The organism is uncultured Rhodococcus sp. (assembly GCF_963525155.1).
GTDB classification, from domain to species: domain Bacteria; phylum Actinomycetota; class Actinomycetes; order Mycobacteriales; family Mycobacteriaceae; genus Rhodococcus_F; species Rhodococcus_F qingshengii.
In genome coordinates, this window is the sequence record NZ_CAURKP010000001.1 from 21,632 (window position 1) to 34,293 (window position 12,662).

14 protein-coding genes and 2 pseudogenes are annotated in these 12,662 nt (G+C 60.7%); 8 read left to right on the forward strand and 8 right to left on the reverse strand.

Translation table 11 applies throughout. The annotated features are described in order from the left end of the window. The first annotated feature begins 140 nt into the window (after window positions 1-140). Together RWT78_RS00110 and RWT78_RS00115 are read left to right on the forward strand one after the other, a co-directional pair. Complete coding sequence (locus tag RWT78_RS00110) at window positions 141-557, forward strand: OB-fold domain-containing protein (protein WP_054825378.1); 417 nt, start codon at window positions 141-143, stop codon at window positions 555-557. Beyond that, the gene (locus tag RWT78_RS00115; protein WP_054831219.1) at window positions 554-1,708 is read left to right on the forward strand and encodes a thiolase C-terminal domain-containing protein; all 1,155 of its coding nucleotides are present in this window, start codon (window positions 554-556) and stop codon (window positions 1,706-1,708) included. Before RWT78_RS00110 ends, RWT78_RS00115 begins: the two co-directional genes overlap by 4 nt. Window positions 1,709-1,762: 54 nt before the next feature. Here the strand turns inward: RWT78_RS00115 and RWT78_RS00120 are convergent, their stop codons facing one another. After that, window positions 1,763-2,194, reverse strand: coding sequence for an FCD domain-containing protein (locus tag RWT78_RS00120; RefSeq protein ID WP_314672959.1), 432 nt, complete (start codon window positions 2,192-2,194; stop codon window positions 1,763-1,765). 54 nt (window positions 2,195-2,248) lie between these two features. Then, window positions 2,249-2,407 (reverse strand): annotated as a pseudogene (locus RWT78_RS29160) (GntR family transcriptional regulator); the annotation flags it as partial. A 71-nt stretch (window positions 2,408-2,478) separates the two neighbouring features. Between RWT78_RS29160 and RWT78_RS00125 the strand changes: the two are divergent. Further along, on the forward strand, window positions 2,479-3,027 hold the full coding sequence (locus RWT78_RS00125; RefSeq protein WP_314672961.1) for a hypothetical protein: 549 nt from the start codon (window positions 2,479-2,481) through the stop codon (window positions 3,025-3,027). A gap of 327 nt (window positions 3,028-3,354) precedes the next feature. Here the strand turns inward: RWT78_RS00125 and RWT78_RS00130 are convergent, their stop codons facing one another. Continuing rightward, on the reverse strand, window positions 3,355-4,395 hold the full coding sequence (locus tag RWT78_RS00130; RefSeq protein WP_314672963.1) for an FAD-binding oxidoreductase: 1,041 nt from the start codon (window positions 4,393-4,395) through the stop codon (window positions 3,355-3,357). Between the two features lie 123 nt (window positions 4,396-4,518). Between RWT78_RS00130 and RWT78_RS00135 the strand changes: the two genes are divergently transcribed. Then, window positions 4,519-5,373 (forward strand): hypothetical protein, encoded by an 855-nt coding sequence (locus RWT78_RS00135; protein ID WP_314672965.1) that lies wholly within the window; start codon window positions 4,519-4,521, stop codon window positions 5,371-5,373. Window positions 5,374-5,449: 76 nt separating this feature from the next. Here the strand turns inward: RWT78_RS00135 and RWT78_RS00140 are convergent, their stop codons facing one another. Genes RWT78_RS00140 through RWT78_RS00150 form a run of 3 tightly spaced genes read right to left on the reverse strand, consistent with a single transcriptional unit; the run spans window position 5,450 to window position 6,990 of the window. Further along, window positions 5,450-5,890: a MaoC/PaaZ C-terminal domain-containing protein gene (locus tag RWT78_RS00140; protein WP_314672967.1), complete on the reverse strand. Its 441-nt coding sequence runs from the start codon at window positions 5,888-5,890 to the stop codon at window positions 5,450-5,452. Next, window positions 5,887-6,336 carry a MaoC family dehydratase N-terminal domain-containing protein gene (locus RWT78_RS00145; protein WP_019745537.1) on the reverse strand — a complete coding sequence of 150 codons (450 nt, stop codon included), beginning with the start codon at window positions 6,334-6,336 and terminating at the stop codon, window positions 5,887-5,889. Before RWT78_RS00145 ends, RWT78_RS00140 begins: the two co-directional genes overlap by 4 nt. Window positions 6,337-6,345: 9 nt before the next feature. Beyond that, window positions 6,346-6,990: a TetR/AcrR family transcriptional regulator gene (locus RWT78_RS00150; protein ID WP_003939902.1), complete on the reverse strand. Its 645-nt coding sequence runs from the start codon at window positions 6,988-6,990 to the stop codon at window positions 6,346-6,348. 113 nt (window positions 6,991-7,103) lie between these two features. On the opposite strand from RWT78_RS00150, the gene RWT78_RS00155 reads away from it, so the two are divergent. Next, entirely contained in the window at window positions 7,104-7,985 is an 882-nt protein-coding gene (locus RWT78_RS00155; protein WP_314672977.1) for an alpha/beta fold hydrolase, read from the forward strand. Between the two features lie 430 nt (window positions 7,986-8,415). On the opposite strand, the gene RWT78_RS00160 is transcribed toward RWT78_RS00155, so the two are convergent. Next, window positions 8,416-8,928 carry a DUF4259 domain-containing protein gene (locus RWT78_RS00160; RefSeq protein ID WP_314672980.1) on the reverse strand — a complete coding sequence of 171 codons (513 nt, stop codon included), beginning with the start codon at window positions 8,926-8,928 and terminating at the stop codon, window positions 8,416-8,418. Between the two features lie 87 nt (window positions 8,929-9,015). Next, window positions 9,016-9,591 carry a TetR/AcrR family transcriptional regulator gene (locus RWT78_RS00165; RefSeq protein ID WP_314672982.1) on the reverse strand — a complete coding sequence of 192 codons (576 nt, stop codon included), beginning with the start codon at window positions 9,589-9,591 and terminating at the stop codon, window positions 9,016-9,018. A gap of 123 nt (window positions 9,592-9,714) precedes the next feature. Here RWT78_RS00165 and RWT78_RS00170 point away from each other — a divergent pair, with 123 nt between their 5' ends. From RWT78_RS00170 to RWT78_RS00180, 3 genes and pseudogenes are all read left to right on the forward strand, one after another. Then, window positions 9,715-10,632, forward strand: coding sequence for an alpha/beta fold hydrolase (locus RWT78_RS00170; protein WP_054825373.1), 918 nt, complete (start codon window positions 9,715-9,717; stop codon window positions 10,630-10,632). After that, complete coding sequence (locus tag RWT78_RS00175) at window positions 10,629-11,630, forward strand: NADP-dependent oxidoreductase (RefSeq protein WP_003939963.1); 1,002 nt, start codon at window positions 10,629-10,631, stop codon at window positions 11,628-11,630. Before RWT78_RS00170 ends, RWT78_RS00175 begins: the two co-directional genes overlap by 4 nt. Window positions 11,631-11,653: 23 nt before the next feature. Continuing rightward, window positions 11,654-12,511 (forward strand): annotated as a pseudogene (locus RWT78_RS00180) (alpha/beta fold hydrolase). Window positions 12,512-12,662 lie beyond the last annotated feature (151 nt).

The window sequence follows — 12,662 nt, forward strand, 5'->3', positions numbered from 1 at the left end:
TACAAACATGATGCGCACAACTTCCGCAAGACCCATTTTCGTGCGACTATTCATCGCGATCACGACCTGGTGTATACATCCATGTGAGTTGTACACAATCGCGAACAGGCGATTTGATCGCTCGAGCACAGAGGAGAAACATGATCCAATACGCGCCTGCACCAGTACCCACGCCCGATTCCATCCCGTTCTGGGAAAGCACGCGAGAGCACGCCATGAAAATCCAGCATTGCCTCGAGTGCGGCAAGGCCGTGTTCTACCCGCGCAGCCAATGTCCGAATTGCAGTTCCTCCCGACTCGAATGGCGGCCTGTGTCCGGTCGGGCAACGCTGGCGTCGTACGTGATCAATCGACGACCCGCTCTAGGCTTCGGCACCGCTTCCCAGATAATCGCGTTGGTGAACCTGGCCGAAGGCGTTCGTATGATGACGAATCTTGTGAACGTAGAGGCTGATCCGAGTCACCTCACGCTCGGAATGCCACTGGAAGTCGTCTATGAAGAACGGGATGACATGGTGCTTCCGATGTTCACGCCCACCCGCGAGGCAGTCGAATGACCCGCATGCATGGGGGAAACATTGCGATCGTCGGGGCGGCAGAGACCGCCAGGCTCGGGAAGATTCCGAATCAATCGGTCACCCAACTTCACGCCGAGGCCGCTCTGGCTGCTCTGGCCGATGCAGGCGTGGCGTTGAGTGAGGTCGACGGGATCGCAAACGACAGCTTTGCCCCGTACGAAGTGTCCGACTACTTAGGCATCCGGCCGCAATGGGTGGACGGTACTTCGGTCGGTGGTTGCAGTTTCATGCTCCATGTCCGCCACGCCGCGGCCGCAATCGCTGCCGGCGCCGCGAATGTCGTCCTGATCTCGCACGGTGAGTCCGGACGCTCCCGCGTCGGCGCGAGTCCTTGGGTGATGGACCCGGCCTCCCTCGCCGGCCAGTTCGAATTTCCCTTCGGTGCACTGGCCCCCTACGCCAGCTTTACCGTCCCGGTCATGGCATTTCTCGAAAGCCGCGGCATGTCACAGCGGGACCTCGCAACTGTCGCTGCCGCGCAACGCGAGTGGGCAGTTGGCAATCCTCGGGCCGCACGCAACGACCCCGTGACGATTGACGAAATTTTGGCTGGACCGGAGATCGCGTACCCGTTCACGCGTGACATGTGCTGTGTGGTCGCAGACGGTGGCGGCGCGCTCGTATTGACGTCAGCCGAGCGCGCGAAAGATCTTCAATCCGCGTCGCGTGCTGTCTACCTGCTCGGATCAGGCGAGGCTGCAGAATCACCACTCGTCTCCCAAATGGATGATCTGGACAGTTTCGGAGCCTTTCGGCGGGCGAGCCGGGACGCGTTCGCCTCAGCCGATATCTCACATGCCGATGTCGACCATGTCATGTTCTACGACGCATTCGCACATCTACCGCTCTATATGCTCGAAGACACCGGCTTCGTCGGTCGAGGCGAGTCAGGGGCATTCTTCGCCGAGGGCCACACGAAGCCTGGAGGTCGATTGCCCATCAACACGAATGGTGGCGGCCTGTCATACACGCATACCGGCAAGTACGGAATGTTCGCGATTCAAGAAGCCGTGCGCCAGCTTCGGGGCGAAGCTTTCCGTCAAGTACCGGATCTGGAAATCAGCTTCGTGCAGGGTGTCGGCATGATGTTCGGCGCTGCCGGATCCCTTGTCCTCACTAACCGAGCGTGATTGCACTTCCGCCGGCATGGTGGCTATTCGCCTCTACGCCGGCGGAAGTCGCCGTCATTTCTCAGGAACAAGTGACGGCAGCGAGTCAAGGATATTGGACAGACTGTTGTGCAGATGTACCGCGGTGGCGCCCATAGCCAGGCTCTCGTCGCCGAGCCAAATGGCTTCAGCGATTTGGATGTGTTCTTCGGTCACCTTCCCCATTCGCGCCGGATTGGAACGCGAATGGTGACTGACGCGTGCCATCTGACCTCGAAGATCCTCGAGTGAGGTGCGAATAAAACGACTTCCTGCAGCTTCATCGATCGCAGCTTCCAACTCGTCGGACAAGAAGTACGGCCGATGAGCAGCTAGCTCGTCACCGTCGTCCGGTCCCCTGCGAAGCTCATAGAGCAATCGCTCGAAGCGCTTGGGGTCTCTACGTCTCGCTGCGAGCTTGGCGGCATAGATCTCCAACGACTCTCTCAACTCGTACAGCTCGATCACTAGTGCTCGGGTAAGCGGAGCGACGTGTACAGTTCGGCCGACGTTGGTAGCCAACCCCTCCGCCACCAGGCGTGAGAGCGCCTCGCGAACCGGCGTTCGAGAAACGCCGAGGCGGTCCGCGGTCTCGATCTCGCCCAGCGGGCGTCCCGGTGTAAGCGCCCACTCTATGATTTCGGAGCGAAGCCTCTCATAGACCAAATCGCTTGCACGCACTCACGGATTCTATACGCGTGACTGACCAAGTGCAGATACCAGGTGATACCGGAGCTTCTATGATCAAGAACATGACGAACCACAATGCGGTGGAACGGCTTCGTGCGGCGGTACTCGGGGTAGTAGCCGAAAACCCCTACGAAGAACCGACTGTCGCAAGCATCTGCGCAGCAGCGGCGTTGAGTCGTTCGGAGTTCTACAGATACGCCTCTTCCCCGATGCAACTTCTGAGTGAAGCGTTGGCCGACGACATACTTACCCAGCTCGAGCCCTTGCCTCCACCCGACAACACAGAGGTGCGGGCTCGGCTGGCCCTCGAACACATCAAACGCTGGCTAGAGGTCTACCGTGGGCCGCTTCGCCGAGAACTCATGGCAATGCTCCGACAGACGTTGGTACCGGCGCTCCAATCCATGAATGAGAGAGAAATACACAATCGCGCCGCCTCGTTGCCAGCAGGCATCGACGTCGATGAAGAGTCCGAGGTCTCAGTTATCGCGGCCTACATTGCCGGCGGCAGCATGGCCGCGATCGAGCGCTGGATCGAATACCCGGAGCCCGACGTAGACAGCGGCGTCAGGCTCTTGCGAGCAGTCTGGCCCAGCTTCTGGGTTTGGTAGATGATTTCGTTGGGTACGGCGAAGACCCTGTTTCGAAACGAACGACTCGACCATCAAGTTCGATCCTGAATACTCCGTTCATCAGAATCGGTACGTGACGCTGCCGGCCTGGATTGTCTGAGCCTCCAAGCACAGACCGAAGGCACCGAGTCCAGAACGGGGCTTTCCACACACCGGTGACGAAGCACCTACATCGGTTGAGATCGATTGCAGGAGAAAGATTGACGGACGATTCACCGACACCGCGCGTTCAGTTCTTCGGGTCGGCCCTCTAGCAGCACTACCAGCGGTACGTGGGACGCTCGTCGCGAACTCGGGAACGGGCATTCAGATGAAGTCCCCGGCCACGTGGGCCCCAACTGCTCCGGCCAGAATGATCGCCGGATGCGTCGCGGCCAGATAGAGCCCCGACACGCCTTCGGCGAAGCCCAGCAGCGGGCGGCCACCACGCGGGATTGGACGGTCAGCGACTACCGCCTCGATCAGTTCCACTTGGTCACCATCCACGAGTTGACTGCGGACCGCCTGCAGCGTCGGCCCCGCAAGCTCACGAGCATCTCCGGAGAACCCGACCGGAACATCTTCAGCCGCAATCAGTGTCGTGTCGTCCAATTGCCGGATCTCGAAATCCGGAGAGGAGAGTATTCCGTTCACCAATGGGTAGGGCGTCGAGAATCTGATGAGGCAACACGGGGAGGCGTCGACCTCGACGTCCACTCCCGCCGACGCCGCGAGTCCAGGGATCGCGGTACCCGCAGCGAGCACGGTGGCCGACCCGTAGACGGGACCGTCGGCAGTCATTACTCCGCACACTCTCATGCCCTCCGTGAACACCCCGAGCGCACTGACACCGGAATACACTGTGGCACCGTATGCTTCGGCACCTTGCAGGAGCGATCGAACGAACGCAACCGGGTCAACGCCACCGTCATCAGGCGCGTACGCTGCCACCACCGGGGCCGTCCGCAATCCCGGCTCACGAGCAAGGATTTCCTCTTTACCGATGAGGTCGACGGGATGGCCGAGTGCTCGATGAGCATCTACGAACGCTCGGGTGTCCGCATCCGTCTCTTCCCAAGTGATCGCGCCTCTGCGGCGCAAACCGATTGGCTCGACGAGTTCGCGCTCCAGGCGGTCGAATTCGACTGCAGCGCCTTGCCGGAACGGATCTGCGTAAGTTTCTGCGGCACTCTTCGAGAGGCCGACCCAGGCAAAGGAGTTGCCGGTCACCCCTCCCGCCACCGAGCCGTGCTCCAGCACGGTGACTCGGAGACCAACGCGCGCCAGGTGATACGCGATCGACGCGCCGACGACGCCGGCACCAATCACCAGGATCGGACTGTCGTTTCGACCATTCGGATGCGTCACCAGTGGACCATATCTGCGAGCCGCAACCTGGATCCACTCAATTCGGATGCAAGGACGTCGGCGGTTAGCGAAGGACTAGGCCTGTTCCCGCTCGGCGCACATCGGAACCGATACGGTGTGCTCATGCTCTGGCGTTGGTTCGCAGTCGTGATCGTCATCCTCGCTGTCGCCGGCATTTGGCGGGTGACCACCCCCGAACGTCCTGTTGCCGCAATAGTCGACGCCGAAACGCTGACGTGCGCGCCCCCGTATCCGATCGGCCCACTCCAGACGACACCAACGGCAACGGTTCCAGACGATTTCGTACCCGTCGCCGCCGTCACGTGCGACCCGTACATCAGCGACAACGTGGCAGCCGACCGAACCGTCAGCTTCTATGCTCACCGTTGGGAGGGCGATTTCAGTCGGGCAGTGAAAATGCTGAACCGCTCGTCCGCGCACAAGACTTGGTTCCCCGGAAGCTGCGGTGACAACTACAGCCTGGCTGTGCTGGACCAATTCTGGTTGGTCGACGATCGAGGCCGAGCAACTCGGCCGGGGCACCCCTCCGACTCGTGTGGACTACCGAAACCCGGTGGCCTGGCGGCCATCAAGGAGCTGACACCGGTCGGCAATACCGAACACCGAATAGCGCTGTCCGACGACCAGATCTACGAACTGTCGCATTGTCGGCCGGCCTACCGACCAGCCACAACAGGTACCACGGCGCTGACATCGCTGTCGGCGGGCAGCGTTTTCTGCCGATTCTCCTCCACCGAATTCGTAGGCACATCGTCTACGACGGAAACCTTCGACGGACTTCCACCCGCTCCCGACTGTGACGCGGTGGCCACCGAGGTGGCGTCGACGATCTATGTGGACCGTCCTACGAACGAGGAACGACTACTCACCGTCGAGATCGACGGCTGTCGGCGCGTCATCGCCGACGGATACGCACCGATGCAAGCGTCGGACGAGCTGTTGGTGTCTTTCCGGTAGTGCTGCGCCACAATGCAGTTGATCTCCCGCCCGGATGCGTAGGTCCCGATGTGACCAGTGACAGCCCGCAATCCTGTCAGGCGCCCGGGAACTGAAGGTGCGCCTGGGTCTTTCCCAGAACCGTCTGGCCCTTGTGCGTGACGGTGACATCGATACGCACAGTCCGCGTTGTGGAGTCGATCCGCGCGATCTTCGCAGCGATGGAGAGGTCAGCACCATCGACGGCATCGACTACGACGGGCCGAGTAAAGCGAGTTTCATACGAGATCACACCGCTCGGGTCACCAACCCAGTCGACGATGGCCTGCAAAGCAATTCCGGCAGTGAGCATTCCGTGCGCCAGAACTCCCGGTAGCCCAGCCGCGGTAGCGATTGCGTCGTTGAAATGGATCGGGTTCATGTCGCCGGAGGCACCGGCGTAGCGAACTAGGTCATCACGAGTGAGGACCAGATCAACCTTCGCGACGATGTCACCGAGGACGAGGTTTTCGAAAACCGGCACGACGGGTACGGTCATGCGCCTTCTCCTCGCGCCAGCAGCGTCGAGGTGACCGTTGCTACCAAAGCGTCGGTCACGTCGTGGATCTCGGAAACTGTCGACAGGATCGCACTGCCTGCTCGCACTGTCACCCCTGTAATCGTCAGTGTCGTAGACAGGTCGTCGCCGGCGACTATCGGACGCTGATGCTCGATCTTCTCGGAAGTATGGACCACACGAGTCGGATCGAGCCCGGTATCCGGCGTGCGCAGCAGTGCCATGATCGCTCGTTGCTGGACAACGGTTGTGAATGTTGTCGGTGCGATGACATCGACGAACCCGGCCTCCCTGGCGACACCGACATCATGGTGCAAGGGATTGCTCGAACGCACCGCCAGAGCGAACTCGCGAATCTTCTCGCGCCCGACAAGGTACGAAGACGAGGGAAACACCCGGCCGGCGAGCGCTGGGTTCACAGGAGACATCCCGGAATACTAACGGCGGCCGACTTCGGGTTGATTCGTGGCCTGAGGTCTCGTCGGCCCGAGAATGCGATCGAGGAGACGCTCAACCAACTGGACCGCCAATTCTGCTGTGGCGTAACCGGGAAGCATCCCCTGGGCGAGCCCGGCGACAGCCGCCAGAATGAGCTCGGCGTCGAGGTCGGGATCCATTGACGGTGCAACCGCGTCCCGATTGGTCACTCGTTGAAGCTGGCCGGAAATGAGCGCTGTCAACTCTCTTGGGGCAGTGAGGGTTTCCTCGGCGGCGATTCCTTGTCCGGTCAGTGCGGCAGCGTGGAAGGCGCCGAGAACAATCGCTTCCTCCCGACGTTGTCGATCGAGTGGGAGCATGCCAACAAGGAACGCTGAAATAACCTCGCGGGGTGTCGCTTCCGCGCCAAGAACAGACAACTCCTGCATCAAGCGAGCACCCGCATCCTGACGCACAGCTTGATGCGTCGCGAGAAGGAATTCCCGCTTCGTGCCGAAGTAGTACTGCACGAGTCGCACCGAAATCCCGGCCTCGGCAGCAACGGACTGAAATGTCACCGCCGCGAGCCCACCGTCGACAATTACTCGCCGCACCGCGTCGGTGATCTCCCGTTGCCTCACTTCATGGTCGACCAGTCGCGGCATGAGGCTGTCCTTCCCCTTTCGATATGGATGACTTTGACCCGTTAATGATACGCACGTACCGCATTAGTGATACGGTCATACCATCAAAATTGAAAGCAGCGAGAGGGAGGCTCATGCCGAAGATCGGACGATTCAAGAACGAGGCATCAAAGCAGGCGTACGAGAGCATCTACCGAGAACTGGAGAGCACCTGGCCGGTTCCGTCGACACAACTCGACGTGCCGACATCGTTCGGAACCACCCATGTCCGTAGGTCGGGGACCGGCACGGAGACGCCGATCGTCCTGCTGCACGCCGTCGGCGCCAATTGCCTGCAATGGCACATCGTCATCGAGGACCTGTGCCGAGACCGAGTCGTTTACGCGCTGGACACGATCGGTACTGCAGGCCGCAGTGTGCAGACCGCTCCATTGACCGGGGAATCCGACTTCGCCACCTGGGTGGGCGAGGTATTGAACGAACTCGGGGTCGATCGCGTCCACCTGGTCGGCTACTCACATGGTGCGTGGCACGCCGTTCTCGTAGCACTTCACGCCCCTGAACGACTGGCGAGCGTGACCCTCATCGAACCGGGTGGAGTCTTCGACAAGCCCTCGTGGCGTGTGCTGCTGAAGATGGTCCGCGCCGGTATGCGCCGCACCGACAAGAATATTCGCAAGCTCAACGATTGGCTGTCCCCCGGGTACGTCATCGGCGATCGCGAGTTCGCTTTGGTTACAGAGGCATTGAACTACCGGCCCGGTGTCGGGTGGGCACGAATGCTCAAAGATGCAGAAGTGCAGTCGATCTCGGTTCCCATGCTCGTAATCTCCGGCGCTGAGACGGTGGTCTCCAACCCCGAGCAGGTGGCCGCGAGGTTGGCTGATCTTGTACCTGAAGCCGAAGTGGAGATCTATGCCGGAACCGGCCACGGAATCCTGGGACACATACCTGATCGGGTAATTCCCCGACTCATGAAGTTCGTCCGCAATCATGACGACGCGAAGCGGACGTGATCTCGCGGACCAGCCGCCGACAAGGTGGTGATGAAGCCGGTCAATCAGCTGGCCAAGGCGGTACAACTGACAGAGGAGAACATTCCTCTCCGACCGCCGCGGTCAGGTAACAGTGGCCGTTGCCGCCGCCATTTTGGTCGTAGCAGGAGGTCTGTGGTGGCCGAAGACCATCTCCTCGCGCAGATACTCGGTGGCAGTGCTTCCGACTAAGAGTCCGATCTGACGATCACAGATGCGGACGCACCTGGGCTCGCGGTGACTGCCCGAGGTCGAACCCCCAACGCTGCCCGAGCATTGGCGACCGACGCCGCCGAAGCTCTCTGTTCGATCTTCGAAGAAACCAACGCAATGACTTCCGGAGGGTTCACGTTCACCGTCGTTCCACCGGGGAACTGACGGATCTATGGTCAGTAGCGCGGCCGCACCAGGTTTATGCCTGTTCCCGCTCGGCGGCGAGGGCAACAGCCCGCTCGAAGGTGTGGACGAGCACTGTACGTCGAGCGACCTTGTGATCCTCGTCCGGTTCGAGTTCGTCAATGTAGCCATCCCACACGCGCAGATATCGATCGCGCCAGTCGATCAGCACTTGCGTCGATGGAAACGTCACACCGACTCGTTTCGTCTGGGCGATATCGGTGAGGATCTCGAGCCACGCCGGCACCATCTCCCCGCCCCATTCATCCGGCTCCAGACTCGAATCGTCTTCGAACTTGGCAGTGATGTCGTCCACGATTCGACCGGTCAGGGCCCCCAACCCATCGGCGACGGTGTCACTGTCAAAGTTCCCCGGACCCCAGACTCCCACAAGCCCTCCCATATCGATTGCGGATAAATTCAGGTCGACAGTCGCGTTCCCGTCGCAGCAGGCCGTGAGCGTGCTCACAAGGCACGGCCTGTCTGCGAACTGATGCTCGCGAGACAAAACAGGGTTGACCACCGTCATGTCCCGTGTGAGCATTCTCCAGACCGGCTCTGCAGACCGACCGACGCGACTTACGCCCGACTGAACGGTGCGAAGTCTCGCCACACGTCATGCCTGGAGCAAGAGGCTGACATTCACGAGACCAGAAGAGAGAATTTCGTCGGAGAGTCCCGGATCCGACACTGACCGTGACAGTTGAAGGGCCCCAATAAGGATGGACATCACCCCGATAGCAACTGATCGCGCAGCAACGCGCTCCTTGATTCGAGTTCGATCGGCGACGACACCGATCATTGCCTCCAAACCATCTGTATATGATTGCTGCACAATACTATTCGAGCGACTAATCTCACCGAGTAGCGCGGCCGATGGGCATCCGACTTCTGGATGATCACGATGACTCGCCGACAGATAGCTCTCGATGAAAGTCCGCAATGCCTGACCGTCGTCGGGTAGTCCCCGAAGAGTGTCGAGTTGCGTCGCCAAGTGATCAGCCAGCACCACCGCGACGAGTTCGTCCTTGGACGAGAAGTGCGCGTAGAACGCACCGTTGGTCAGTCCGGCATCGGACATCAAGGCACTCACGCCAGACCCGTCGATCCCATCCTTTTTGAGGCGTCGCCCCGCCGCGTCCACCACGCGAGCACGGGTCTTCGCTTTGTGTTCAGTGTCGTATCTCGCCATGTCAGGATCCCTCCATGCCCTTGCCTCGCCCGATTGTATCCGATAGCCTTACGACCATAATAGTATGACCGTAATATAAAGGCTTCTCTCACGGGCCACGCTCACCACTTCGGAAGGACAGACTTGGCGACACGCCACGACGCACCGTCCAACACGCCCACGTGGAAAACCGTCCGGACGAAAACCGTGCACGCGAACGGCGTGAAGTATGCATACCGCGAACTCGGCACCCCGGGAGGCGTGCCCGTGGTGTTCCTGCACCACTTCGCCGCCGTCCTCGACGACTGGGATCCGCGCATCATCGACGGAATCGCCGAGAATCACCACGTCATCGCGTTCGACAACCGAGGCGTAGGAGCAACCGACACCGCGGTACCTGCAGACCTCGAACAGATGGGCCAGGATGCGGCTGCGTTCATTCGCGCCCTCGGCCATGGCACCGTCGACCTGATCGGGTTCTCCCTCGGCGGTGCAGTCGCCCAGATGATCGCCCTGCACGACCCGACTCTGGTCCGGCGAATTGTGCTGGCCGGCACCGGACCTCGCGGTGCCGGCGGGGTCGACCAGATGGGCAAGATCGTCGGGTTCGCCTACCTCAAAGCCGCCCTCGCGCGTAACGACGCCCGACACTTCCTGTTCTTCCCACGCACCGACGAGGGAAAAAGCGCCGCCGATGACTATTTCGCGCGACTCGCCGAACGAACAGTCGATCGTGACACGCGCATTTCGATGCAGGCACGAGTCGCCCAACTCAAAGCAATCGTGGGCGGTGGCAAGGCGGCACCCGACGACCTGGCTCGCATTACCCAACCCGTCTTCGTAGCGAACGGCGACAACGATCTGATGGTCGCGAGTGATCACTCCGCTGACCTCGCGCGGCGCATCCCGAATTCGAAGCTGACGATTTATCCGCGTTCAGGGCACGGCGGGATATTCCAATACCACCAGGATTTCGTCCCGGCAGTTCTCGACTTCCTTGCCGCCGGAGGCAGTACTCCCGTCCCGACACCATCTACAAGCGCTACAGGAGATCAGCCATGAGAGCACTCACATTCACCGCATACAAACGACCTCTGCAGGAAACGACGGCGCCGGAACCCGCTGTCGGCGATCATGACGTGCTTGTGAAGGTGCAGGCGGCCGGCTTGAACCAGCTCGACGAGAAGATTCGCACGGGTGAGTTCAAACAGTTCCTGCACTATTCGTTTCCGCTCACGCTCGGACACGACATGGCAGGCACAGTCATTCAGATCGGTGCCCTCGTTCGTCAATTCTCGATCGGCGACGAGGTCTACGCCCGTCCCCGGGACGGGCGCATCGGAACCTTCGCCGAACGCATCTCGGTGCACGAGGACGACGTGGCGTTGCGGCCGACATCGATCAACATTGTCGAAGCTGGTTCGCTACCGCTCGTCGCACTCACTGCATGGCAGGCACTCGTCGAGAGAGCCAATGTTCAACCGGGACAGAAGGTTCTCATCCACGCCGGTGCCGGCGGGGTCGGGTCGATCGCCATTCAGCTCGCAAAACACCTCGGGGCGACGGTCGCCACGACCGCGAGCAGTTCGAACTCGGACTTCGTTCGGGGACTCGGCGCCGATGTCGTCATCGACTACCGCAACCAGGATTTCGAGCAACTGCTCGCCGGTTACGACGTGGTTCTCGACAGCCTGGGTGGCGACAACCTCGAAAAGTCTCTTCGCGTGCTCAGGCGGGGTGGACTGGCAATCGGCATTGCAGGCCCCCCGGACCCAGCCTTCGCCCGCTCCGTCGGCTTGAATCCCATCATGCGTCTTGCGATAGCCGCACTGAGTCGCAAAATCCGCAAACAGGCCGCAAAGGCAGGGGTGAGCTACGAATTTCTGGTCATGCGCGCAAGCGGTGACCAACTTCGCCGCATCGCCACACTCGTCGACGACGGCGTCATCCGGCCGATCGTCGGGAGAATTCACGCATTCGACGAAGCACCGGAAGCGCTTGCAGCACTCGTCAAGGGCGGTATCCGCGGCAAAGCCGTCATCACCCTGCCCACAAACTGACACATCACCCGGAGATCATTCGAATGTGCACCTCGAACCACCCCGTCGGCACCACCTACGCGTCAGCGCCGACGAAGACCGTCACGGCAGGCGGAACGACGTACGCCTACCGCGAACTTGGACCAAAAGGGGGCATCCCCGTCGTCTTCCTCGTTCACCTCGCTGCCAACCTCGACAACTGGGACCCCGCATCATCGACGCGATCGCCCGGAACCGTCACGTCATCACGTTCGACAATGTCGGCGTCGGTGCATCATCCGGGAAGGTTCCCGACACGATCGAAGCGATGGCAGCGGACGCCTACACCTTCATTTCGGCATTCGATTTCGACACCGTCGATCTCTTCACGTTCTCGATGGGGGGGCTTCATCGCCCAGGATCTAGTTCTCGCGCACCCCGGCCTGGTCCGCAAGCTCGTGCTTACCGGCACCGGCCCACGTGGAGGCAAAGACATCGACAAGGTTGCCGGACTGACATATCGGGATTTTCTGCGCGCGACGTTGGTCAGAGCGGACCCGAAGGAATTTCTGTTCTTCAACCGCAACGCCGCGGGTAAGACCGCCGCGAAAGAATTCATACAGCGCTTGCACGAACGCACCGTCGACCGCGACAAGACCGTCGGAATCGGTATATTGCGAACACAACTCGACGCCATCAAGAAATACGGCCGTTCCGCCCCTTCCGATCTGTCACGAATCACCGCCACGACGCTCATCGTCAACGGCGACCACGATCGAATGGTCCCCACCCCACTTTCGGAAGATCTACGACGACGCATCCCCGGCTCCGAACTGATCATCTACCCCGACTCCGGGCACGGCGGAATCTTCCAGTACCACAACATATTCACCCCGATAGTAGTCGACTTCCTCGGACACTGACCGCCGAGATTCGTACGTCGGTTCTCGAGAGCCCGGACACCCCGCCACACGGGAGGCACCGTCGCGGTCATGAATGAGACAAGGCATGCACAGGTACCTGTGATTGTTTCCTCGCGGCGGCCTCGATATCTTCTTCTAGACAGTCGATCAG

Excerpts from the sequence above, each read along its gene's own strand:
- RWT78_RS00110 (WP_054825378.1), top strand. The coding sequence starts at position 141 with ATGATCCAATACGCGCCTGCACCAGTACCCACGCCCGATTCCATCCCG.
- RWT78_RS00115 (WP_054831219.1), top strand. The coding sequence starts at position 554 with ATGACCCGCATGCATGGGGGAAACATTGCGATCGTCGGGGCGGCAGAG.
- RWT78_RS00125 (WP_314672961.1), top strand. The coding sequence starts at position 2,479 with ATGACGAACCACAATGCGGTGGAACGGCTTCGTGCGGCGGTACTCGGG.
- RWT78_RS00135 (WP_314672965.1), top strand. The coding sequence starts at position 4,519 with ATGCTCTGGCGTTGGTTCGCAGTCGTGATCGTCATCCTCGCTGTCGCC.
- RWT78_RS00140 (WP_314672967.1), bottom strand. The coding sequence starts at position 5,890 with ATGACCGTACCCGTCGTGCCGGTTTTCGAAAACCTCGTCCTCGGTGAC.
- RWT78_RS00145 (WP_019745537.1), bottom strand. The coding sequence starts at position 6,336 with ATGTCTCCTGTGAACCCAGCGCTCGCCGGCCGGGTGTTTCCCTCGTCT.
- RWT78_RS00150 (WP_003939902.1), bottom strand. The coding sequence starts at position 6,990 with ATGCCGCGACTGGTCGACCATGAAGTGAGGCAACGGGAGATCACCGAC.
- RWT78_RS00155 (WP_314672977.1), top strand. The coding sequence starts at position 7,104 with ATGCCGAAGATCGGACGATTCAAGAACGAGGCATCAAAGCAGGCGTAC.
- RWT78_RS00160 (WP_314672980.1), bottom strand. The coding sequence starts at position 8,928 with ATGACGGTGGTCAACCCTGTTTTGTCTCGCGAGCATCAGTTCGCAGAC.
- RWT78_RS00165 (WP_314672982.1), bottom strand. The coding sequence starts at position 9,591 with ATGGCGAGATACGACACTGAACACAAAGCGAAGACCCGTGCTCGCGTG.
- RWT78_RS00175 (WP_003939963.1), top strand. The coding sequence starts at position 10,629 with ATGAGAGCACTCACATTCACCGCATACAAACGACCTCTGCAGGAAACG.